Source organism: Acidaminobacter hydrogenoformans DSM 2784, assembly GCF_900103005.1.
Classification (GTDB): Bacteria; Bacillota; Clostridia; order Peptostreptococcales; family Acidaminobacteraceae; genus Acidaminobacter; species Acidaminobacter hydrogenoformans.
The window spans coordinates 46,933-70,412 of record NZ_FMWL01000017.1 but is presented as its reverse complement, the minus strand read 5'-3'; the positions used below and the strand labels follow the sequence as shown (position 1 = coordinate 70,412).

Genomic DNA, 23,480 nt, shown 5'->3' with positions numbered 1-23,480 from the left:
GAAAAAGGCACAGGGATTGAGGTGAATGTGGATGGAAACCGTAACAAAGCAGTTGAATCGTGTTCAAACTGAATTTCTAAAGCCTCCCCTGGCGTTTCTGATGCTGCTTGGATTATTGACGCTTTATCAGCGTTCTTATGAGAGCTTTGATCTTTATGTTGGAGGCCCTTGGCAAAGCGAGCTTGCCATATTGATCCACGTCTCTACGGTCATTGTGCTCACAGCACTTTACAACATCCTTTACTATATGTATATCAAAAGCCAAAGGGCGGGAAGCCTGGTTTATTCGGTAGGGTTTTCAGTGGCGCTGACAGCATATGTTATGCACCTGCTCATAGACTTTGGCGGACCGGGGCTTCTGGAGTCTCCGGTGAATGTGGCTTCAAGCTTGCTCGCGGGGGGGCATCTCGTATTTTTTCTATCTGCCCTTGCGGCGGAATGGATCCCGCAGGAATACAAAATAAAAATGAAACCTATTAGATTAGCCAAGCTGTTGCCGCTGGCGCCGGTACTGCTGACGGCGGTTATTGTCCTTGGTCTCGACCAGATCACAAACGACAGCGCTTTTGCGGCAGAAGTGTCTAAGACAGTCTCTTTATCACTGGACTATTTTTCTGCGGTCGTCGTATTGCTGCTCATGATGATGGCCTTCAGACACGCCTATATTGATGATGATTACAGATATCTTGGTGTCGTGGTGGGATACGTCGCTCTGTTTTTCTCAAAAGCTTTCGCAATTTTGAGTTTCAATTATGGCGCTGGTGCCCCAATTTTCTCAATTCTGCTCAGTTTGGCGGGCTTTGCCCTTTTGCTTCTCGAATTTTACAGGAAAGGTATAGGAGATCCTTTAAATGAAATTGATCTCAAGGAAAAACAGATTACCCTTTATGCGAACAACCTCGACAGAGTGATTCAAAAGCGGACCAAAGAGATTTTTGAGCGAAACAGAAAATTTGAGACAGAGCTGGAATACGCGAGGAACATTCAACAGTCTCTGCTCCCCGAGCAGCGCTTTGCCATTAAGAATGCGGCGTTTGTCACAGGCTACTTTCCTTGTGAGGACTTGAGCGGCGACTTCTATGACATCTATAGAATTGATGATGACCACCTGGGCATGTATATCCTTGATGTTTCCGGTCACGGTATATCCGCAGCGCTGATGACCATGTTCTGCAACAACTATATAAAGTCCACAGAGCGCTTGATTAAGCGCTATAGAGGCCTTAAGCCCCATAAAAACCTTTCTAATTTTTATGAAGAGTTCAATCGGATGAACTTTCCTGATGAGATGCATATGGTCATCTTTTTCGCGTCCTACTGTCTTTCAAACAGAACCTTGACCTATTGCTCGGGCGGGATGAATTGCCAGCCCTTTGTTGTTTCACGAAGTGGAAGCATAAAGACGCTGGATGAAAGCTTGGGGTTTCCAATATGTAAATTCAGCGACTTGTACAAGCCTGAGTATCAAAGTGCCACCATCGAACTTCAGCCTGGGGACAGAGTCGTATTCTACACAGATGGCTTGATCGATATGGAAAAAAACAGAGTCATGGATCAAGTCGGACTGGAAGAGTTTATGGAAGATCATGTCGAGATGTCTCTCAAAGCTCTGAACGAGCGCTTGATTGGCAGGATTTATCCCAAAATGGACAAACTTAAAGATGATATCAGTTATTTTATAATGGAAATTGAATAGCCATGATCCAATACCTATAGAAAAAGAAAAGTGAAACAGGGGGGCATTTAATGGCGATCGATGAAGTACTTATAGTGAAAAGCTTGGAACAGATCAAAGCGCTGTCCAGTCCCTACAGAATAAAAATATTGGAAGCCTTTGAAAATAAGCCGGCAAGCGCCAAGGATATATCCAGGAAGCTGGGAGAACCCCACGGGCGCGTCAATTATCACATTAAAACACTTGCAGGTGTGGGAATCCTTAAGCTGGTTGAGGTCAAGGTAAAGCAAGGTGTTGTAGAAAAATATTACATGCCAGTAGCGGAGTCAATATTACTGGATGCCTCAGCGATCCATCCTGAAGACACTAAAATGAAAGAAAGCTTTGGCAAAGCAACCATTGCGCTTTATGAAACAATTTCAAAAGAGTTTTACGCGTCGGTCAACAGCAAGGTTATAGCGCAGCCAAGAAAAATCAACTATGATTATGAGTACTACATGACTCCGGAAGAGGCAAATGAGCTGAATCAGAAGCTCCAGGAAGTCATGCGGTCTTATTTGTCGGAAAAGAAAGTGCCTCGTCCGGGGACTGTGCCGTATTTCACTGCGAGCATGATCATCCCTATGGAACAGCGCCCGTCTGAAAATCAAGAGACGTAACAGCTTCGAAGGATAACCTTTTGATCAGAACGAAAATTTAGGGAGATGAATTATGCATATTGGGTGTCATTTATCTATAGCCAAAGGGTTTGAGTCGGCTGTAAAAGAAGCCATCTCAATTGGCGCCAATACCTTTCAGTTTTTTACGAGAAACCCGCGGGGCGGCAGCGCAAAGGCCATAGACCTTCAGGACTATGAAAGAGCAGCGGCGCTGATGCGGGACAATAATTTTGGACCGCTGCTGGCCCACGCGCCATATACTATGAATCTGGCAGCGGCGGATCCAAAGGTTTTCGATTTTGCCAAGCGATCCTTCAAAGAGGATTTGGAAAGGATGGAAGCTTTTCCTGCCACGCTTTACAATTTTCATCCAGGCTCACACGTCAAACAAGGTGTTGAGAAGGGGATTGAGCTGATTTCTGGCGTGATCAACGAGACGCTTACAGGGAATGAATCGACGACGCTGCTGTTAGAAACCATGTCCGGAAAGGGATCGGAAGTAGGCTTTACATTCGAGCAGCTGAGAGAGATCATAGACAATGTGACGCATTCTGAGAAAATGGGTGTATGCCTGGACACCTGCCATATATTTTCAGCTGGGTATGATTATATTAATCATCTGGATCAGGTACTTGAAGAGTTTGACAAGATTGTGGGCCTGGACCGGCTGAAAGCCATCCATTTTAATGATTCCATGACGCCTTTCGCAGCCAAGAAAGACAGGCATGAGAAGCTCGGAGAAGGTTTGATTGGTCTGGAGCCTTTAATGGCTTTTATTGGACATCCTGCCATACGATCACTTCCCATCCTGCTTGAGACGCCAAATGAGTTAGAGGGTTATGCTAAGGAAATTGCATTAATTAAGGATCGCATGGGCGTATGATTTCATTCCAAAGGTTGAAAGCGGCTGCACAAACGCTTGGAATCCCTATTATTGGGACGCTGGAAGCAATGGATATGCCAGTTCCGGAGCGGTCGTTGGCTTCTAAATTGAAAAAAGGTGCGATCAGTGGTTTTGAACCGCCTTTAGAGCTGGTTGGCAAGCCGGAAAAGGTTATGCCTGGTGTGAAGTCCATAATTGTCATAGGTTTGCCTTATGAGCTGTTTCCCGGGCCAGCGGCTGATCCTCTGGCAGTCTGTGAGGTGTCGGCCATGGCTTGGGGATACGACTATCATGACCGCGTCAAAGAAAAACTGGCAGGATTAGCCTCTTGGCTTCGGGATCATGACAGCGGTGAAACCATGGTTTTTTGCGACACGGGACCTTTAAATGATCGGTACCTCGCTTTCTTGGCCGGACTCGGTACCTATGGCAGAAATCAGCTGTTGATCCATGAACGCTGGGGCAGCGCGGTAGTTTACGGTTATCTGCTGACCAAAGCAACACTGGAATCCACTGGCCGTCTTGATGCTGCGCCTTATTCGGAGTGCGGCAGCTGCAGGCTTTGTCAGGAGGCATGTCCAAGCGGCGCGCTGCAAGGGGATTATGAGTTTGCGACAACGCGCTGTATTTCCAATTTGACACAGCAAAAAAGAGCGCTGACAGAAAAGGAAATGGACTGGATGGGTACGTCACTTTATGGTTGTGACATTTGTCAGCGTGTTTGTCCAAAGAATAAGAAGCGGGAAGAGTCGAGGCTGCTAAAATCTGCGACCCCAAATCGTTTGAATCCCTTTGAGCTTTTTAGCCTTAATAAAAGAGGTTTTCAGGAACGCTTTCATCATCATGGCTTCGCTTGGCGTGGGCTGAAAACCCTGCAGAGAAATGCCCTGATCAACCTGTACAATAGCGGCAACGTTCAGCTTTTGGCGACTTTGGCCGTATGGGAGCGCGAGGGTAAAATGCCGGCGCAGCTCTGCGAACTTTCGCGGATATTAGAAACCGAAAAACTTTAAAATTGGCTATGGACCCAGATCACCGGGCATTCCGAAAAAATCGTTTAAGCGATCCTTGAAACGCCAGTTTTATCAGCTTAGATAACTTGTCCGCATCAGGCGAACAAAAAATATTATGTAAATTTCATTGTCCGCCATTGAACTCGTCGACATAGAGTGATAAACTTGTAACGAAAAAAATCCACTGGGCAGGCCAGAGTGCGGCGTGTCATCAAATTGTCGAAAAGGGGCGTATCACATGTCAAACATACATGAGCTGCAATACCTCAAAGAAAACCTTGAAACGTTGAAAGCAGACGGCGTTTATCGGAAGCTTCCCGTCCTTGAGGGGCCAAATGAAGCAGAAGTCATATTGAACGGGAAGAAAGTCATCAATTTGTCTTCCAACAACTATTTGGGTTTCGCAAACCATCCCCGCATGAAGGCAGCGGCTATTCAAGCGATAGAAAAATACGGCGTTGGCTCCGGTGCGGTACGAACCATTATTGGAAACATGGATCTTCATGAAGCCCTGGATAAAAAACTTGCGGAGTTCAAGAGAGAGGAAGCTGTCATGAGCTTCCAGTCAGGCTTCAATTGCAATGCTGGTGCCATCCAAGCCATTACGGCAGATGGCGACCTGATTATTTCTGACGAATTGAATCACGCATCCATTATTGATGGCTCAAGGTTGTCCAAAGCTGCAAGAGCTGTATACAAACACAGCGACATGAATGACCTTGAGCGTGTCCTCAAGGAGCGAAGAGGCGCATACAAAAATTGTTTGATCATAACAGACGGTGTTTTCAGCATGGATGGCGACATAGCGCCGCTTCCGGATATTGTCAATCTCGCTGAGCGTTATGAGTGCATGACTTATGTGGATGATGCCCATGGCTCAGGCGTTCTCGGCGAAAGCGGCCGCGGTACGGTGGACCATTTTGGGCTGCACGGGCGAGTCGATTTTACCATTGGTACCTTATCCAAAGCCATAGGCGTTATTGGCGGTTATGTTGCCGGCAGTGAAACTATGAGAGACTGGTTAAGTCATAGAGGCAGACCGCTTCTCTTTTCCACCTCGCTGCCTCCCGCAGCTGTGGGTGCCATCCTCGAAGCGCTGGATATGCTGATGACTTCCACGGAATACACAGACCGACTTTGGGCAAACGCTCAGTACTTTAAGAAAGGCATGTCCGCTCTGGGTTATGACATTGGCCACAGTCAAACACCAATAACACCTGTTATGATTGGTGAAGAAGCGAAGACAATGCAGTTTTCAAAAACTTTGTTTGACCTTGGTGTCTATGTCTCGCCAATCGTCTTCCCAACCGTGCCAAAGGGTACGGGCAGAGTCCGGGTTATGGTGACTGCGGCCCATACAACAGAACAGCTTGACCGGGCTGTTGAGATTTTCGAGAAGGCTGGCAAACAGCTCAATATTCTTAAATAAAACTATGAAGACGCTCAGCGCCAAAAACTTTGGCATGAGCGTCTTCTCTTAATTACGGTTGCTAAAATTTCTGCAGGATTAGGTAGGAAATTCCACTGACAGAGGCGCTGAGAAAGCTGCCCCAGATTAAGTCAATGATGGTGATGGGGAGTGGCCAATCCTTTAGGGTTGCCAAATTCGTCAGATCGTAGGTCGCATAGGTCAAAAATCCAAAGAAGGCACCGGCACCTATGGCATAAGCCAAGCTTTGCTTGAGCAGGGCTGGTTCAATGACGAAATAGACGAGACCGCTGATGAAGATCCCATAAAAGATCAGCGCGGCGGGCCAATTGATTTTATCTGCCATAATGAAGCCCAAATATTGACGGTACAGCTTTGCGGCTATAATGCCCAGCCAGAGCAAATCGATCGCAAAAAAGACAATGAGCGCAGTAAGGTAGGTTTTAACGGACAATTCAATTCACGCTCCTTCTTCTGAAATTAAGTTTATTATACCCAATTGTAGCGGTGATTGCGCACCTTGCTGATATTTGTGTGGTGGAGGTTCACGGAACCATCGGCCATCATTGAAAAAATTGAAGTAATCGTGTATGATCTAAACTTGGGCGTGTTATGACTTAATGGAAATTTAACTTTTAGCATCACCGGATTTAATTTTTATAACGTACAATTTGCTAAGAGGCCAGGCATTGTCATTTTACCAGGGAAAATTGAAACATAATCAGGCTGCGGTCTGAAGTGGAGGCAACGATCATGAAAAAAGTCCTAATTCTCACAGCCTCAACAGGCGAAGGACACAATGCTGCTGCGCGTTCCCTTGAGCAAAAATTCAGGGAGGCGGGTTATGAGACAAAAACTATGGATTTGTTTAAAGAGACGAGCCATTCCATGAATATTGTTGTGGAAGATGGTTATAAAGTTCTCGCCAACCGGCTGCCGTCTCTATATGGGTTTATGTACAGGGCTTTTAACAGAAAAAGCGTCAATCGCCGCTTTCTCAGATACAGCATGTTTATGATCAGGCGGAGGCTCTATGAGGACGTGAAGACCCTGAATCCGTCCATAATAGTAGGGACACATCCCTTCGCGGTAGGGATTATTTCAGATTTGAAAGCGAAGGGAAAAATCAAAGCGAAATTTTTTTCCGTTGTGACGGATTTTAAGGCGCACTGCACTTACTTGTCGCCGGAGGTTGATGCTTATATCACTGGCAGTGAATATACCAAGGCGTCACTTGTTGAAATGGGGATTCCTTCTGAAAAAATTCATCCTTACGGGATCCCGGTCACGGAAGAGTTCCAGACGTATCAGCCAAAGTCGCCGGAATTTTTAAAGCTGATTCAAGACTTCAAAGTGCTCGTCATGGGCGGCAGCATGGGTTCGAAGGACATTGGCCATGTCGTTCAGACGCTGACAGAATCTGAATCAAGCTATCAGCTTCTTGTGATCTGCGGAAGAAACGAAGCCTTGAAGACCATGCTTGAGAGCAGCTATTCAGAAGCTATAGCTGCCGGGAAGCTCGTGGTCTATGGCTTCACACGGGAGGTTTCAATGCTGATGGATCTTTGCGATGTCATTGTGACTAAGCCGGGCGGACTCACAACGACTGAAGCGCTTTCAAAGCGTATCCCAATGATTGTTCCTTTTGCAATCCCAGGTCAGGAGTTTGAGAATACTGAGTTCCTCATTGAAACCGGCGCTGCAATTTACGTCGAGCGCATTGAGCAGATTGGGGAAGAGCTCGAACGCTTAAGGAAAGACAAGACGCTCTATTTGTCTATGATAGAAAGTATGGATAACATTTCCAGACATTACTCGACTGAGAAAATAGTAAACCTGGCAGACCAGTTATTAATCAAGAGTGAACGGATGGCTTAGGCCAAGCAGATCAGACTGTTGTTCATAGGATGTAAATGGTGAAATATGATGAAATTATCCCATAGAGCCGGGGTGCCATCTTTGGTGCTCCTGAAATGAGGCATAAAGGCGTGCCTCTTTTTTTTCGTTTTGTAACCAGCTGTGAAGAACTGTCGTGTATGATACAATAGGAATAATAACAGGCGAAACTAATGCAGTTGCTTAATTATTGGTATAAAAGGAGTTTAGGGCTTTATGAGGCGTTTAATAACAGTCCTTCTGATTTCACTTTCAGCGTTTGTCTTGCAAGGCTGCATGTTCGACGTGCAGAACGCGGAGATCATGCGGCCGCCCAAGCTTCCGACAGAGCTTGAATCGGTTAAAACAGCGTTGTTTGATTATTACGGCGGCGGCCTCAGGTTGATGAATCCGTCCTCTGGCGTGCTGAGGGCTGCGATCCAGTTTATCGATCTTAATGGTGATCAGCAGGATGAGGCAGTCGCGTTTTTTAAGGATGAAAACGAGCAAAATGCGCTGAAGGCAGCAATTCTGTATAAGGATGAAAGCGGCGTCTGGGAGACTTTGGCGCCAATTGTAGGAATTGGTTATGACGTGGATCAAGTCGGTTTTCCTGATCTGAACGGTGACGGGAATAAGGAAATCGTCGTTGGTTGGCTGGGTGGCTCATCGCTGAGCAAAGGTCTGTCTGTTTATCAGGCAAATGACGGATTGACGGATTTCGGTGGTGGCACTGGAGTTTATGAGGAGATTTTCAGAGAAGTTTATACAAACTTTCATATTGTAGATATGGATTTGGATGGGGCAGATGAACTCGTCACCTTTTTGCTGTCAAGACCTGAAAACAGGGCTGAAGCGAGGCTTTATACCCTGGATGCGGATGGTGTCAGCAGACAGGACAGTGTCACACTTTCGAGTGATGCACACAGGTATGAGCGCATGACCAGCGGACTTGTCGAGGATGGCCGTTATGGGATTGTCCTGGACGCTTCGCTTACAGGCGGCGCCACTTTTTCAGAGGCTCTGGTTGAAATAGACGGGAAGCTTATAAAGCGATTTGGGGTTAGTGGTTCGTCAGAGAACGCGCCTACTTACCGTTTTGATTTTAGACTGACAGAGGATGTTGATCAAAATGGCTGGATTGAGATTCCAACTTTGATCAGTCCCCTCGGTTATGACCGTGTGGCCAAGCGTGACGTGCCCTGGATTACTCAATGGAATCGTTGGGATAGCGAAGAAAACTTAATTCCGGTCATGAAGACGTATGACGATCAAAGGCTGGGGTTCAGGGTAACTATGCCATTGATTTGGAATGATACAGTGACGTTGACACGAAATGATCAGGGCATAGCCTTTGTTGAAGTTCAGGAGGATGGCATCAAACGGGTTAAAATTCTCGAGGTTTTGGTCATAAAGCGCTCAGACGCGGATCTGGCGGATGGGCAGATCAAGTCCCTTGGGTATTTTGAACTTGCCAGGACTATGAATCATTATTATTATGGAAAGACCTTTTCAAATGACGCTTTGACTTCCGTGGAATTTGGCATGTCAGATGATCAGCTTTTAGAAGCGTTTGAACTGTTGAACTGATAAGTGTTGGAGCAAAGAGGCTGTATAAGCCTTAATAACAATATGGGAGGCACTTTATGGGTAATATTCTGGTTTTGGAAGATCAGCCGGATATCCGGGAATTTGTTGTGATCAATATAAAGCGGTATGGCTATCAGGTTTATGAGGCCGGAACGGGCGAAGAGGCTTTGGAAATCGTATCCCAGGTTAAAATTGATATTGCGGTACTCGACGTGATGCTGCCTGGTATAGATGGTTTTGAGGTGTGCAAGCGTATACGGGAAACCAATAAATACATGGGGATCATCATGTTGACGGCTAAATCCATGGAGACTGATAAAATTCAAGGCCTTTTGAATGGCGCAGACGATTATATGGTCAAACCCTTCAGTCCTAAAGAGCTGGTGGCCAGAATCGATTCTCTCTTCAGACGCGTCAAACTCCTAAAAGAGGACAATAGCGAGCGCTACAACGTGAAGCCATTTGTCATTGATTTTGAAAACCGTCAAATTTTCAAGAATGATGAAGAAATAGATTTAACGCAGCTGGAGTTCGCTATTGTCGCAACACTGGTAAAAAACGAAGGCAAACCGCTAAGCCGGGAATACATCCTTGACCATGTCTGGGGCGAAAACTTTTTTGGAAGCTATAAGATCGTGGACGTGAACATTAGAAGACTGCGTCAGAAGCTGGAGGCTGACCCCTCAAATCCGGAATTCATCATGACGGTATGGGGACTTGGTTACAAGTGGAAGAAGGCGGAATAACCCATGCAGGGAATTAAAAAGCGCTGGGTCAGAACCTACCTTTTGATTGTCATGGGGGTTGCGCTGGTTATTCTGTTCGCTTTTTTGCTGACGGTACGCAGCTTTTATTATAATTACGTTTACAGAGGCCTTGAAAATTATTTATCCGTAACAACCGGATTTTATGAAAAATATCTTCAACAGAACCAGTATTCGTTTGATGAGGTCGCTCAGCTGATTGTCAGGGACTTCGAGTCCGGTGATCTCGTAGAGCTTCAGGTGCTTGACCTCGAAGGTGTTATTCACTATTCCTCTGCCGGGTTCATTCCTGAAGCGCCCGTTCAGACAGAGGATTATTCTGAGGCGCTGGCCGGGGAACCCTCAAAATGGATAGGCAGAAATCCGGAGACCGGTGAGCGGCTCATGGCGATTACCGGAACAATCCGGCGTCAGGAAGGCAGTACCATAGCGGCTATTCGCTATGTTTCCTCATTGACCTACGCTGATGCCATGATTTATCGTGCAGCGGTATACTCATTGTTTGCGGTAGGCGTCATACTGGTATTGATGTTGATTACTTCAGAGAGCTTCAGTCGTTCTATTCTGACGCCTATTCGAAACATCATCCGGGTATCCAAGAGGATGGCAGAAGGGGATCTGTCCGAACGCATTCCCTACCATTACAAAGATGAAATTGGAGAATTGTGCGAAACTATCAATTACATGGCGGATCAACTGCAAAAGTCCGAGGTTATGAAAAACGAGTTCATCTCTTCTATTTCACACGAGATTCGGACACCCCTGACAGCGATTACGGGTTGGGGAGAAACCATTTTAACGGGTGGCTTTGAAGACATGTCTCAAGTCGAGCGGGGACTGGGTGTCATTATGCGTGAAACTGAGCGGTTATCCGTTATGGTGACAGAATTGCTGGACTTTTCAAGAATTGAGAGCGGAAGGTTTACCTTGTATCTGGAAGTATTCAGACTCGATCAGGAGCTTGCTGAAATCATAGAAATGTACAAGCCAAGAGCTGAAAAGGAAGGCGTTCAAATTGAATTTGTACTGAAGTCAGAGGAAGTTTTTTTGGAAGGTGACAGCAACAGGCTGAAGCAAGTGGTTATCAATTTGCTGGATAATGCCATAAAATTTTCTCTCCCCGGCAAACGGGTAACCGTTCACCTTGAGGAGCTGGAGGATGAGGTTGTCATAACGATTGCGGATCAGGGCATTGGCATGTCGAAGGAAGAACTCAAACATGCCAAAGATAAATTTTATAAGGGTACAAGCAAAAAATCCGGAAGTGGGTTAGGCCTCGCGATTTGTGACGAAATTGTGGAACTGCACGGTGGGAAGCTGGTTCTCGACAGTGCACCAGGCAAAGGAACAACAGCGGCGATCCATCTGAGGCGCTGATTGGTTTTTTGTTGTCGGTTTTCTATGCATGGCATTCTGGGACGAAGTTATGTACAGTTAATCTTTTGAGAAGATTCTCTTAAGAGATCCGTTGTATAATGAGGTTAGTCTTGAAGAAGGGGGTGAGCCTTATGATGACGCGGTCTGCAAAACCTATTAAGAGATTGGAAGCGTTCCTGCTTGACTTGTTGGCATGGGGCTCTGTCATCTACGCTTTTGAGCGCATTTTAGGAGGTTCATTTTGGATTTCCGGCGCCTGGGCAGGACTGGTCGCAATGACAGGACTTAATTTGTATTTGATGGCCCATGCGACCACCCTTGGCAAGTTTATTCTGGATATGAAGGTGATTGACAAACCTACCGGTCGTGACTTGCCATTTTTCAGAATGCTGCTTCGAGAGACTGTTGGCAAAGCGGCGTCTGGTGTGATCTTAATGATTGGATTTATCTGGATCATCATTGACAACGAGGCTGCGGGATGGCACGACAAGATGTTTCATTCTCAAGTCGTGGAAATTGTGCAGTTAAAGCTGCCTGCCCGGAGAAGTCAGGATGATGACGAATTTTTTGTTCAAGGATAAAAAATCCGCTTTGCCACAGTCTAAGCGCTGTAATGCAAAGCGGATTTGTCGTTTTTATACAAAAACTTGTCTGCTGGGATCTGAGAAAGACAGGTCATACAGTGGTCTAAAGTGAAATTTCGAGAAGGTCCTCAACTGTGATATTATTGAAATAATCTTCGCCTATGGCAAAGCGCTCATAGACTTCTCTCAAAGCACTGAGATCATGGGGCTGACCTGCGAGGGCATTTTCTATGTCCTTCACATCTAAACGGCTGAAAAAATCACCGAAGATACGGGCCTTTTGAATGACGCCCTGGCGGACATCCAAGTGAATTTCCACGAGGCCTCCTGCGAATTTCTTTTCTTTTTGATAGCTGTAATCCGGAGATTTACCAAAGTTCCATTCCCAGGTGCCATATTTTTCTTCGACAAGTTTATTGATAGCGGCAATGTCCTTCTCGTTGAAAGGATGGATGGAATCAGCACCAAACCGCTGAATGACGTGATCTTGAATCATTGCTTGAAATTTGTCGAGATCCAAAGGTGTGTCCAGATGCTTCAAGTGTTCCTGAATATTTGTAACGCGACTGACGACAGACTGGACGCTCTTGCCTTCAAACTTGCTGGCTCTGGGCCTCAGTGCCGCAGAAAGGTCTGCGATCTCGGAAGTAAAAAGGAGAGTCCCGTGGTGGAGGGTTCTGTCGTGGCGCTTGTATTGCGCGTTGCCCGAGAATTTTTTCCCGTCAATGGTCAAATCATTTCGGCCTGAAAATTCCGCGTTGACACCCAGCGACTGAAGCACTTCCAAAATTGGTTCGGTGAAGCCCCTGAAATCACTGAAGCTCTTCCCGGCATCTGTCTTAATGAAGGTAAAGTTCAGGTTCCCAAAGTCATGAAAAACTGCGCCGCCTCCGGATAGACGCCGAACGACTGGGATCTGGTGCGCCTTAACATAATCTACGTTGATTTCTGCCATGGTGTTTTGATTTTTTCCCACGATAATAGAAGGGCGGTTGCGCCACAGCATAAAGCAATCTTCACGATAAGTGTTCAGAATATATTCTTCAGAGGCTAAATTGAAATAGGGATTGTTGTTGTCATTTATCAAAATCAACAAAACAAAGTCTCCTTTCAGTTAAGTGAATGGAATCATAATAGCGTTAAAAGAGAGGATCGTCAAGCTGGCGGGGAGCGGCGTTCAGGTTGGGTTGACGAACAAAGACATGGAAACGCTGTGTTTGTAGAGAATTGACAGAATTGTATGTGAAAAGATAAATTATAGTTGTGGAATTGACTAAGTTGAGGTATAGTCTATATGAGCTTTAAAAACCAGTCACAATTCAAAAAGCTGAATATTTCTAGATGATTGAAGTCTGAGATCACACCGCGGCAGATGCCGCAGGGGTAGCCGAAGGAGCAATGATATCGTTCGCCAAATGATGTCAAAAACTCTCAGGCAAAAGGAAGGCTTCAGGATAGGTCTCTGAAAAGCCGTATTGGGCGGCGCCGAAGGAGTAAAGCTCTCAGGCAAATCAACAGAGAACGCAGCACGGGCGAAACCTGTTGTTGTGTTCTTTTTTATTGTCAATTACTTAACAAAAAAAGGCAACAGGGCATGTGTTACAGAAGGAAAAATTGGGTAAAAATGAGTCAGTCCACGATTAATGGGAGGGATGCAAAAATGTCAGAGCTTAAGAGAACCTCGCTGTATGAATCGCATCTAAAGGCAGGCGGAAAAATCGTCGAGTTTGCAGGCTGGGAGATGCCAATACAGTACGAAGGCCTCGTAGCAGAGCACGAAGCAGTCAGAAAAAAAGTAGGTATTTTTGATGTTTCACACATGGGTGAAGTTTCTGTTAAAGGAAAAGACGCTGAGAAATTTGTCAACAACCTCGTTACCAACAACGTATCACTGCTAAATCCTAATCAAATTGCTTATGCCATGATGTGTAATGAAAATGGCGGCGTCGTGGATGATCTCCTCAACTACAAGTACTCAGAAGAACATTATTTTCTCGTCATCAATGCTTCCAATGTCGACAAAGACTTTGCATGGATGCAGAAGCAAGCGGAAGGCTTTGATGTTGAGCTCGTCAATTTGTCAGACGGCATGAGTGAAATTGCCATCCAGGGACCAAATGCTCAGGCGCTCCTTCAACGTTTGACAGACACAGATCTTAACAGTATTGAATTCTTCTATTTTAAGGATGGCGTCAAAGTCTGCGGATATGATACTATAGTGTCGAGAACCGGCTATACAGGCGAAGACGGTTTCGAAGTCTATATGTCCCATGAAGCTGCACCTGTCATTTGGGAAGCAATGCTTAAAGAAGGCCAGGACCTCGGCGTCAAACCTGCTGGTCTCGGCTGCCGCGACACACTCCGTTTTGAAGCTGGACTTCCGCTCTATGGCAATGAATTCGACGACAACATCAGCCCGCTTGAGGCAGGCGTAGGATTCTTTGTCAAGCTGGACACACCTTTTATTGGAAGTGATGTTCTTGTCAAGCAGAAGGCAGAAGGCTTAGCGCGCAAAACTGTAGGTCTTGAAATGGTTGACAGAGGCGTTCCGCGCCACGGCTATGAAGTCGCTGTCAATGGCGAAGTGATTGGACATATCGCAACAGGCTATACGTCTCCAACCCTTGGCAGAACCATAGCGAATGCATTAATCGACGCAAAATACTCAGAGATGGGCACTGAAGTGGATGTTCTCATCCGCGGCAAAGCTGCCAAAGCAAAAGTTGTCAGCAAGCGTTTCTACACTAAGCAATATAAAAAATAAAAAACATATTAAACGGAGGGATTTTTGATGAATGTTGTAAAAGGACTGTACTATTCTGAAGACCATGAGTGGGTAAAGGTAGAAGGCAACAAGGCTAAACTCGGCGTTACTGACCATGCGGCTCATCAGTTGGGCGACATTGTTTACCTTGAGCTTCCAGAAGTGGGCGCAGAGCTCAGCGCAGGTGATGTTTTCGGCGTTATTGAATCCGTTAAGGCGGCTTCTGACTCTTACTCTCCTGTTTCCGGCGTCGTTACAGCTGTCAACGAAGAGCTGGCTGACGGTCCTGAGGCAATTAACTCAGATCCTTACGAGAGCTGGATTTTTGAAATTGAACTCAGCGACGCTTCTGAGCTTGAAGGCTTGATGAGCGCTGAAGCTTACGAAGCGTTTATCGCTGAATAATCGCTGATAACGAATTAAACCGCGTTGTTTAAGCGAGTAAAAAGCGACACGAATTCTTCGGGATTCGTGTCCGCTTGTCTATTGCCAAAGGAACACGCTTTTTAAATTAATGAAGCATCAGCCATAGTAACGCAACTTGTGAAATTAATCATAGGAGGTTGGACATGCATAAATTCATTGCCAACACGGAGCAAGATCGCCAGGATATGCTCAAGGTGATCGGTGCGCCGTCCATGGAGTCGCTGTTTTTTGATATTCCGGAAAACCTGCGCTTCAATGGTGAATTGAATCTTGAACCAGGATATTCAGAAATCGAAATGATGAATCAGCTTCAGCAGCTTTCCTGCCTGAACAAATCCATTGACCAGCTCGTTTGCTTTAGAGGCGCGGGCGCATATGATCACTACATTCCTACAACGATCAAGCATTTGGCTGGCCGTTCGGAATTTTTTACGGCTTACACGCCGTATCAGCCTGAGATCAGCCAAGGCACACTTCAGGTTATCTTTGAGTACCAGTCCATGCTGTGTGAACTCACCGGTATGGATGCTTCAAACGCGTCCATGTATGACGGCCCTACGGCTGCGGTCGAAGCGGCTATCATGGCGGCAACCATCAAGCGCAAAAAGAAAATTGTCGTTTCAAAGGGATTGAATCCTGAAGCGAGAAGCGTCATGAAGACGTACTTCCACTTCAGAGACTTCGAAATGGTTGAAGTTGAGCTCGAGAACGGCAAAACCAACCCTGAGACGCTTAGAGCAGCTATGTGTCCAAATTGCGCCGGCGTTATCATTCAAAGCCCTAACTTCCTGGGGATGGTAGAAGATATGCACGCCCTTGGTGCAGTGGCTAAAGAAACAAAGTCAATCTTCATTGCCTATGTAGATCCAATTTCACTGGCAGTTCTCGAAACGCCGGGCAATTACGGCGCTGACATCGTTATTGGCGAAGGCCAGGGTCTCGGCAACGTCATCAACTTTGGCGGTCCTTACCTCGGATTCCTCGCGACGCGCTCCGAGCACGTCCGGAAAATTCCAGGCAGAATCGTTGGCCAATCCGAAGACTTGGACGGCAAGCGTGCTTTTGTATTGACACTTCAGGCGCGTGAGCAGCATATCCGCAGATACAAAGCGACTTCCAACATTTGTTCCAACCAAGGCCTCAACGTTCTTATGGGCTCCATTTACATGGCGACCATGGGTAAAGAGGGCTTGAAGGAAGTTGCAAAGCAGTGCTTTGACAAAGCGCAGTACACTTATGACAAGCTGATCGCAACTGGCAAATTCAAGCCTGCTTTTGAAGGCAAAGGCTTCTTCAAAGAGTTCGCCTTGGTCAGTGATGTTCCTTTTGAGAAAATTGACCAATATCTGATCGACAACGGCTTCCTTGGTGGATTTTCCCTTGCTGAGGATTATGGGATCGAGGGCGGCCATCTCTTCTGCGTGACCGAAATGCGGAGCAAGGCGGAAATCGATCGACTTTGCTCAATGCTGGAGGTGATGTAGATGAGAGTTTATGAAAAACTGCTTTTCGAAGTTTCCAAAGAAGGCCGTAAGGCATATTCGCTGCCTGCCACGGGTGTTCCATCCGTGGAGCTGTCATCTGCTATTGCGCCTGAGCTTCTCAGAAAAGAAGACGCACAGCTTCCTGAGCTGTGTGAAGTGGATGTCGTAAGGCATTACACTGGTCTTTCCAACAAGAACTACGGTGTGGACACAGGTTTCTATCCACTTGGCTCCTGTACTATGAAATATAACCCTAAAATTAATGAAGATGCAGCTTCTGTACCAGGTATGTCAAGACTGCACCCATATCAGCCGGATTCAACGCTCCAAGGCACGCTGCGCATGATGCATGAGCTTTCTGACATGCTGGCTGAAATTGCAGGTATGGACAGCGTTACCCTCCAGCCTGCTGCCGGCGCTCACGGTGAGCTCCTTGGCCTGTTCCTGATCAAGGCTTATCATCAGCACAACAATGATTTCAAGAGAACCAAGATCATTGTTCCTGACTCAGCTCACGGCACAAACCCTGCGACTGCTGCAGTAGCAGGCTTTGATATTGTTGAGATCGCGTCTGAAGCAGATGGCTCCGTCAACGTGGAAGCTTTAAAAGCAGCACTGAGTGACGAGGTTGCCGGCTTCATGCTGACAAACCCGAGCACCCTTGGCCTTTTCGAGAAAAGCATCAAGGAAATCGCGGAGCTCGTTCACGAAGCCGGCGGTCTCCTCTACTATGACGGCGCCAACATGAATGCCATTATGGGCAAAACTCGCCCTGGCGACATGGGCTTTGACGTTATGCACTACAACCTGCATAAAACGTTCTCCACGCCTCACGGCGGCGGCGGTCCTGGCGCAGGCCCTGTAGGCGTCAAGAAATTCCTCGAGCCATTCCTTCCAAAGCCGGTAGTCAGCTTAAAAGACGGCAAGTATTTCATGGATTATGACCGTCCGCTTTCCATTGGTAAAATTAAAGGTTTCTATGGCAACTATGGCATCCTTCTTCGCGCTTATACCTATATCAAGACTATGGGTCGCGAGGGCATCAAGGAAGTCAGTGAAACGGCTGTCCTCAACGCAAACTACATGATGCACCGCTTGAAGAAGGACTTTGACCTTCCAATGGACAGACTTTGCAAGCATGAGTTCGTTCTTGCGGGTGTCAAGGAAAATGGCATGGTTGTCAGCACGCTGGACGTTGCCAAGCGTTTGCTTGATTATGGGTATCATCCGCCAACCATTTACTTCCCACTGATCGTCCACGAAGCAATTATGGTCGAGCCAACGGAAACTGAGAGCAAGGAAACCCTCGACGAGTTTTGCGATGCTATGATCAAGATAGCTCATGAAGCCATTGAGTCACCTGAGCTTCTCAAGGAAGCACCACACAATACACCTGTTAAGAGAATCAATGAAGCCAAGGCTGCGCGTGACCTGATCCTCACTTACAAGGATTCGCTCAAAGGCTAGCCTGAGCTTAAGAAACAAACCGATAAGCAAAACAGATCAGTGCTGTAAGACTGCTCTGTTTTGCTTTCTTTCTATAAACCTATTAACACGACAGGAGGTTATTTTGAAATGCGCTTGCTCGAAGGGAAAAAGACAGCTGAAGCGGTTAAAAAGGAAATATTGGCAAAAGTAGAATTTCTTAAAAGCAAATCCATTGAACCAAAGCTGGATGTCATCATCATTGGTGAGGATGACGCGGCTATGGCTTATGTAGGTATGATCGCGAGATCTTCTCAAAAATATGGCGTTGCTTCTGAAGTTGTGGCGCTTCCGGCAACGATTACAGAAGCAGAGCTTCTGGAGAAGATTCGTGAAATCAACGGGGATAAGTCTGTTCACGGATTGATTGTTCAAATGCCGCTTCCGAAAGGCATAGATGAGAAACGTGTCATAGAAACCATAGACCCACTGAAGGATGTAGACGGTTTTCATCCTATGAATGTAGGCAACTTGTCCATTGGCGAGGATGGGTTCGTGCCATGCACGCCATATGGTATTTATAAAATGACAGAAATTGAAGAGCTCGATTTCACGGGCAAAAATGTTGTGGTCCTCGGCCGCAGCAATATTGTCGGTAAACCGGCTGCAATGCTGATGCTCAGAAAGAATGCGACGGTAACGATTTGTCATTCCAAGACCAAGGATCTCGCTGAGGTGACTTCCAAAGCGGATGTCTTGATCGCAGCCATCGGCAAGAAAAAGTTTGTGAAGGCAAATATGGTTGGCGACGGCGCGATTGTAATCGACGTCGGGATCCATAGCGAGGATGGAAAGATCGTTGGGGATGTTGACTTTGAGGATGTGAAGGACAAGGTTTCAATGATCACACCGGTTCCGGGTGGTGTTGGAACGACAACAATCGCAATGCTCATGCATAACGCGGTTAAAGCAGCGCACAAGCAGAATGGGCTTGAATTTTAGGCATCAGGCCGCCACTGCCTAACGGGTTGGAACAGTGAATAAGGAGTGTGCGTGTAGAACGGACAAATGTCGCTCTATAAACGCACGCTCCTTTTTTTATTAAAAAAAATTACTTAAAAATTTTATAAAAATAAGCAAATAGGGTTGAAAACTTTATTTTATGCTGATATATTGATAGGAACATCTCAAGGGAGTATACATAAATATAAATTAATATACAATTTTAAGACAGGACAGGTGAAAATGATGATCAAAAAGTTTAAGCGGGTACTCGTAGCCAACCGCGGCGAAATAGCCATCCGGATTTTCAGGGCATGCAATGAGCTCGGAATCCGAACAGTGGCTATTTATTCCAACGAAGACAAAAATGCCTTGTTCCGACTGAAAGCAGATGAATCTTATCTGATAGGCAAGAACAAAGGTCCAATTGAAGCGTATCTGGATATTGACGAAATTATTAAACTCGCTGTCAAGAAAGGCGTTGACGCAATCCATCCAGGCTATGGTTTCCTTTCGGAGAACCCGGAATTTGCCAAGAAATGTGATGAGGCAGGGATCACCTTTATTGGACCGACGCCAGAAATGATGGACAGAGTTGGCGATAAAATCAACTCTAAGAACGTCGCTGTTTCTGCGGGTGTTCCGGTCATTCCGGGCAGTGAAAAACCAATCCGTTCGGATGAAGAAGCGCTCCATTTCGCAAATGCCGCAGGCTATCCTATCATGCTCAAAGCTGCAGCTGGCGGCGGCGGCAGGGGGATGCGAATTGTCAGGGAAGAAGCCAAGCTCCTCGAAGAACTTCATTCTGCACGCAACGAAGCGAGGAAGGCTTTTGGCGTCGAAGACGTCTTTATAGAAAAATACCTTGAGGATCCAAAGCATATTGAAGTCCAGATTCTTGGGGATGGCTATGGAAATATTGTGCATCTGTATGAGCGCGATTGTTCAATTCAACGGCGCCATCAGAAGCTGATTGAATACACGCCTGCCTTCTCCCTTACGGAAGAGAAGCGGCTTGAAATCTGTCAGGACGCTATCAAGATAGCTTCGGCCGTATCCTACAAAAACGCTGGCACGTGTGAGTTCCTGGTGGATCAGGACGGGAAGCATTACTTCATTGAAATGAACCCGAGAATTCAAGTGGAGCATACTGTGACGGAAATGGTTACGGGCGTTGATATTGTTCAAGCTCAGATTAAGGTTGCGGAGGGTTATCCGCTGGGTTCTGTGGAAATCAATCTGCCGTCCCAAGATGCGGTCCAAATTCGCGGCTATTCAATTCAGTGCAGGATCACGACAGAAGACCCAGCGCATAATTTTGCGCCAGATACAGGCAAAATGGATGTCTACAGAACTGGCGGCGGCTTTGGCGTACGTCTGGATGGCGGCAGCGGCTTCACCGGCGCTATCATCAGTCCATATTATGACAGCCTTCTTGTGAAATCCACCACGTGGGGAAGAACCTTTGACGACGCGATCCGCAAGCAGATCCGTTCTATCCGAGAAATTACCATTCGTGGCGTGAAGACGAACGCAGCGTTCCTGATCAATGTCCTCAACCACGATACCTTCAAGCGCGGCGCCTGTGATACGAACTTCATCCTCAAGAACAAGGAGCTCTTTGATATCCATGTCAAGAAGGATATTGAGCTGAGAGTCCTCAATTATATTGGCGAAAAGGTCGTCAATGAGACCAAAGGCTTCAAGCGTGAGTTCGACGTGCCGCTGGTACCTAAGTACGAGAAGCGGATCCTCCAAGGCACAAAACAAATTTTGGATCAGCGTGGTGCCGATGGTCTCGTATCCTGGATCCACGACCAAAAGAAGCTCCTTCTCACAGATACAACCATGCGCGACGCCCACCAATCCCTCATGGCAACCCGAGTCCGCACCCGGGATATGACCCGTATTGCCAAAGCGACCTCTCATTTAGCCGAGGACCTTTTCTCACTCGAGATGTGGGGCGGCGCGACCTTCGACGTCGCCTACCGCTTCCTGAAAGAATCGCCATGGGAGCGCCTTGAAATTCTGCGAGACCGCATCCCGAACATTCTGTTTCAGATGCTTCTGCGCGGTGCCAACGGCGTGGGCTACAAGAACTATCCGGACAATGTCATTCGCGAACTGATTCAGGTCTCAGCCGCCAAAGGCATTGACGTCTTCAGAATTTTTGACTCCCTGAACTGGATCAAGGGCATGGAAGTCGCTATTGACGAAGTCATCAAGACTGGGAAAATAGCCGAGGCGACTATCTGCTATACCGGCGACATCCTCGATTCCTCCAGGGACAAGTATTCGCTTCGGTATTATGTCGATATGGCTAAAGAGCTCGAACGCATGGGTGCGCACATCCTTGCCATCAAGGACATGTCTGCCCTTCTCAAGCCTTACGCATCCTTTAAACTCGTCAAAGCATTGAAAGAGGAAATTTCTATCCCTGTTCATGTACACACGCACGACACGACAGGCAATGGTGTCGCGTCTATGCTAATGGCAGCTGAAGCTGGTGCGGACATTGTCGATACGGCTTTCAACAGTATGTCAGGCGTCACCAGCCAGCCTGCGCTGAATTCCATTGTCGCAGCGCTTGAGAATACCGAACGCGACACTGGCATCAACTTGAGCTCAATCCAGTTGCTCAGTGACTATTGGGCATCCGTCAGACCGGTTTATTCTCAATTCGAATCAGATCTCAAGGCAGCGAGTACTGAAATTTACCGTTATGAAATTCCAGGTGGTCAGTACTCAAATCTGAAGCCACAGGTCGAAAGCTTTGGACTTGGACACCGGTTCACAGAAGTAAAGGAAATGTTCCGCACGGTCAATGACATGTTTGGTGACATAGTCAAGGTAACGCCGTCTTCAAAAGCGGTGGGTGACATGGCAATCTTTATGATCCAAAATGAGCTCACAGCCGAGAATATCTATGAGAAAGCCAAGGACATGGCTTTCCCGGATTCTGTCGTCTCATACTTTGAGGGGATGATGGGCCAGCCGCAGGGCGGGTTCCCGGAAAAACTTCAAAAGCTGGTACTGAAGGACATAAAGCCTATTACCTGCAGACCGGGTGAACTGCTCGAGCCAGAGGACCTTGACGGAATCAAGGCAATGCTGGAAACCAAGTATAAGCGTGAGTTTTCTCAGGCTGAGATTATCAGCTATGCGCTTTATCCTAAGGTTTTCGAGGACTATCTGGACTGGGTTGCCAAGAATGGTGATTTTACCAGAATGGGCAGCGATGTCTTTTTCCATGGCTTGTCGGAAGGTGAAACCTGCGAAGTCGAACTTGAATACGGTAAGACCATGGTCATCAAACTCATTGAAATTGGAAAGCTGGATGAAACCGGAAACCGAACTGTCGACTTCGAAATCAATGGCAACCGCAGGGAAATCGAAATCAAGGACAAAACAAGCAAGATGACGGTGACAGAGTCGTACTCTTCAATGGCGGATCCCTCCAATCCCTTCGAGATAGGCTCCTCAATTCCAGGCACTGTGACCAAACTCCTGGTTAAGGAAGGGGAAACAGTCAAAGCAGGTCAGACCGTAGCGGTGGTTGAAGCCATGAAAATGGAAACTTCTGTGACGTCTCCGGTGGATGGGAAAGTCGCGAAGATCAACGTTGCTTTAGCTCAAAGTGTTAAGTCGGGGGAACTTTTAATCGAGCTTATCGCGCATTAGAACACTTAAATTTAATAGCTGCAGGAATGGGGCGTTAACGGCATTTAAAAGCCAATGATGTCCAGTTCCTGCTTTTTTTTTCACAAGGTAATAACCATGTATTTGTGAGGAGTGAAATTGACAAATAATGTAAAAGTTTATATGATGGTGACATTCCGAGAAATGGAGTGATTCATTTGAGTGTCAACTTTATTAATAGCTTCGATTTAATTACGCTGCCTGAGATGGTTCGGGAAGCACAGGCATGCGGCTGTGAGGCAGAGATCATGGAAAGTGTTGTTTCTGCCCGCTTGGATGCCGTACTTTATTCCAAAGAAACCCATGCGCATATTGCCAAAGTGTCGGCCTGCGCATCCGGGATCGCAAAGGCTTTAGGACTTCCTGCCTGGGAGGTGGATTTGATCCGTAAGGCTTCAGCTTATCATGATGTTGGCAAGCATGAAGTGCCTGACGAGATCCTGAATAAGCCAGGGCCGCTGACCTTTGCGGAAAGGCACATCATGCAGACTCATTCCGTCAGGGGATGGGCCTATCTTATGCCCTCTATTTCCCCAATTTTTAAGACCGGCGCGCTGATCGCAAGGCAGCACCATGAGCGCTGGGACGGTTCTGGTTATCCAGACGGCTTGGCAGGAGCCGGAATCCATTTATACGGCCGTATTGTGGCTGTAGCGGATGTCTATGACGCTTTGAGCTCTGAGCGCGTTTACAAAAGGCCGTGGCCTATGCCTGAAGTCCTTACACATTTTAACGAAATGAGCGGACGCCTTTATGATCCCACGGTGGTGAGGGCGTTCCTGCAAATTTACAGCTCTGCTACAGGCGCCATAAAATAGGAAGTCGTCAGCG

Annotated in this window: 19 protein-coding genes and 1 riboswitch; of the genes, 17 read left to right on the top strand and 2 right to left on the bottom strand. The window is 46.8% G+C overall.

From position 1 onward, the window contains the following. Positions 1-31: 31 nt before the first annotated feature. From BLP63_RS13255 to BLP63_RS13235, 5 genes are all read left to right on the top strand, one after another. Positions 32-1,696, top strand: coding sequence for a PP2C family protein-serine/threonine phosphatase (locus BLP63_RS13255; protein ID WP_170829455.1), 1,665 nt, complete (start codon positions 32-34; stop codon positions 1,694-1,696). 50 nt (positions 1,697-1,746) lie between these two features. After that, positions 1,747-2,334 carry an ArsR/SmtB family transcription factor gene (locus tag BLP63_RS13250; protein WP_092592381.1) on the top strand — a complete coding sequence of 196 codons (588 nt, stop codon included), beginning with the start codon at positions 1,747-1,749 and terminating at the stop codon, positions 2,332-2,334. Positions 2,335-2,386: 52 nt separating this feature from the next. Then, positions 2,387-3,217: a deoxyribonuclease IV gene (locus BLP63_RS13245; RefSeq protein ID WP_330387164.1), complete on the top strand. Its 831-nt coding sequence runs from the start codon at positions 2,387-2,389 to the stop codon at positions 3,215-3,217. Next, positions 3,214-4,230, top strand: a complete 1,017-nt coding sequence (locus tag BLP63_RS13240) for an epoxyqueuosine reductase (RefSeq protein ID WP_092592377.1) — start codon at positions 3,214-3,216, stop codon at positions 4,228-4,230. The genes BLP63_RS13245 and BLP63_RS13240 overlap by 4 nt, the downstream gene beginning before the upstream one ends. A gap of 238 nt (positions 4,231-4,468) precedes the next feature. Then, positions 4,469-5,659 carry a glycine C-acetyltransferase gene (locus BLP63_RS13235; protein ID WP_092592375.1) on the top strand — a complete coding sequence of 397 codons (1,191 nt, stop codon included), beginning with the start codon at positions 4,469-4,471 and terminating at the stop codon, positions 5,657-5,659. A gap of 61 nt (positions 5,660-5,720) precedes the next feature. On the opposite strand, the gene BLP63_RS13230 is transcribed toward BLP63_RS13235, so the two are convergent. Further along, the gene (locus BLP63_RS13230) at positions 5,721-6,113 is read right to left on the bottom strand and encodes a DUF2177 family protein (RefSeq protein WP_092592373.1); all 393 of its coding nucleotides are present in this window, start codon (positions 6,111-6,113) and stop codon (positions 5,721-5,723) included. A 299-nt stretch (positions 6,114-6,412) separates the two neighbouring features. Here BLP63_RS13230 and BLP63_RS13225 point away from each other — a divergent pair, with 299 nt between their 5' ends. The 5 genes from BLP63_RS13225 (at position 6,413) to BLP63_RS13205 (ending at position 11,846) form a co-directional block, all read left to right on the top strand. Next, positions 6,413-7,537 (top strand): MGDG synthase family glycosyltransferase, encoded by a 1,125-nt coding sequence (locus tag BLP63_RS13225; RefSeq protein WP_092592371.1) that lies wholly within the window; start codon positions 6,413-6,415, stop codon positions 7,535-7,537. A gap of 234 nt (positions 7,538-7,771) precedes the next feature. Continuing rightward, the gene (locus BLP63_RS13220) at positions 7,772-9,124 is read left to right on the top strand and encodes a hypothetical protein (RefSeq protein WP_092592369.1); all 1,353 of its coding nucleotides are present in this window, start codon (positions 7,772-7,774) and stop codon (positions 9,122-9,124) included. Positions 9,125-9,180: 56 nt separating this feature from the next. Beyond that, the gene (locus BLP63_RS13215) at positions 9,181-9,870 is read left to right on the top strand and encodes a response regulator transcription factor (RefSeq protein WP_092592367.1); all 690 of its coding nucleotides are present in this window, start codon (positions 9,181-9,183) and stop codon (positions 9,868-9,870) included. Positions 9,871-9,873: 3 nt separating this feature from the next. Further along, the gene (locus tag BLP63_RS13210; protein ID WP_092592365.1) at positions 9,874-11,265 is read left to right on the top strand and encodes a sensor histidine kinase; all 1,392 of its coding nucleotides are present in this window, start codon (positions 9,874-9,876) and stop codon (positions 11,263-11,265) included. 131 nt (positions 11,266-11,396) lie between these two features. Continuing rightward, complete coding sequence (locus BLP63_RS13205) at positions 11,397-11,846, top strand: RDD family protein (RefSeq protein ID WP_170829454.1); 450 nt, start codon at positions 11,397-11,399, stop codon at positions 11,844-11,846. 106 nt (positions 11,847-11,952) lie between these two features. On the opposite strand, the gene BLP63_RS13200 is transcribed toward BLP63_RS13205, so the two are convergent. After that, positions 11,953-12,945 carry a lipoate--protein ligase gene (locus BLP63_RS13200; RefSeq protein ID WP_092592361.1) on the bottom strand — a complete coding sequence of 331 codons (993 nt, stop codon included), beginning with the start codon at positions 12,943-12,945 and terminating at the stop codon, positions 11,953-11,955. 245 nt (positions 12,946-13,190) lie between these two features. Continuing rightward, positions 13,191-13,306, top strand: a riboswitch (glycine riboswitch). A 203-nt stretch (positions 13,307-13,509) separates the two neighbouring features. On the opposite strand from BLP63_RS13200, the gene gcvT reads away from it, so the two are divergent. From gcvT to BLP63_RS13165, 7 genes are all read left to right on the top strand, one after another. Further along, positions 13,510-14,613 carry a glycine cleavage system aminomethyltransferase GcvT gene (gene gcvT / locus BLP63_RS13195; RefSeq protein ID WP_092592359.1) on the top strand — a complete coding sequence of 368 codons (1,104 nt, stop codon included), beginning with the start codon at positions 13,510-13,512 and terminating at the stop codon, positions 14,611-14,613. Positions 14,614-14,640: 27 nt separating this feature from the next. Continuing rightward, a complete protein-coding gene (gene gcvH / locus BLP63_RS13190; RefSeq protein WP_092592357.1) occupies positions 14,641-15,018 on the top strand; it encodes a glycine cleavage system protein GcvH in 378 nt (125 codons plus the stop codon). A 164-nt stretch (positions 15,019-15,182) separates the two neighbouring features. Then, positions 15,183-16,523: an aminomethyl-transferring glycine dehydrogenase subunit GcvPA gene (gene gcvPA, locus BLP63_RS13185; protein WP_092592355.1), complete on the top strand. Its 1,341-nt coding sequence runs from the start codon at positions 15,183-15,185 to the stop codon at positions 16,521-16,523. Further along, positions 16,524-17,990 carry an aminomethyl-transferring glycine dehydrogenase subunit GcvPB gene (gene gcvPB, locus BLP63_RS13180; RefSeq protein WP_092592353.1) on the top strand — a complete coding sequence of 489 codons (1,467 nt, stop codon included), beginning with the start codon at positions 16,524-16,526 and terminating at the stop codon, positions 17,988-17,990. It begins immediately after the preceding gene. 108 nt (positions 17,991-18,098) lie between these two features. Beyond that, positions 18,099-18,950 (top strand): bifunctional 5,10-methylenetetrahydrofolate dehydrogenase/5,10-methenyltetrahydrofolate cyclohydrolase, encoded by an 852-nt coding sequence (locus tag BLP63_RS13175; RefSeq protein ID WP_092592351.1) that lies wholly within the window; start codon positions 18,099-18,101, stop codon positions 18,948-18,950. 243 nt (positions 18,951-19,193) lie between these two features. Continuing rightward, on the top strand, positions 19,194-22,631 hold the full coding sequence (locus BLP63_RS13170) for a pyruvate carboxylase (protein WP_330387163.1): 3,438 nt from the start codon (positions 19,194-19,196) through the stop codon (positions 22,629-22,631). Positions 22,632-22,807: 176 nt separating this feature from the next. Further along, positions 22,808-23,467, top strand: a complete 660-nt coding sequence (locus BLP63_RS13165; RefSeq protein WP_092592347.1) for an HD-GYP domain-containing protein — start codon at positions 22,808-22,810, stop codon at positions 23,465-23,467. Positions 23,468-23,480 lie beyond the last annotated feature (13 nt).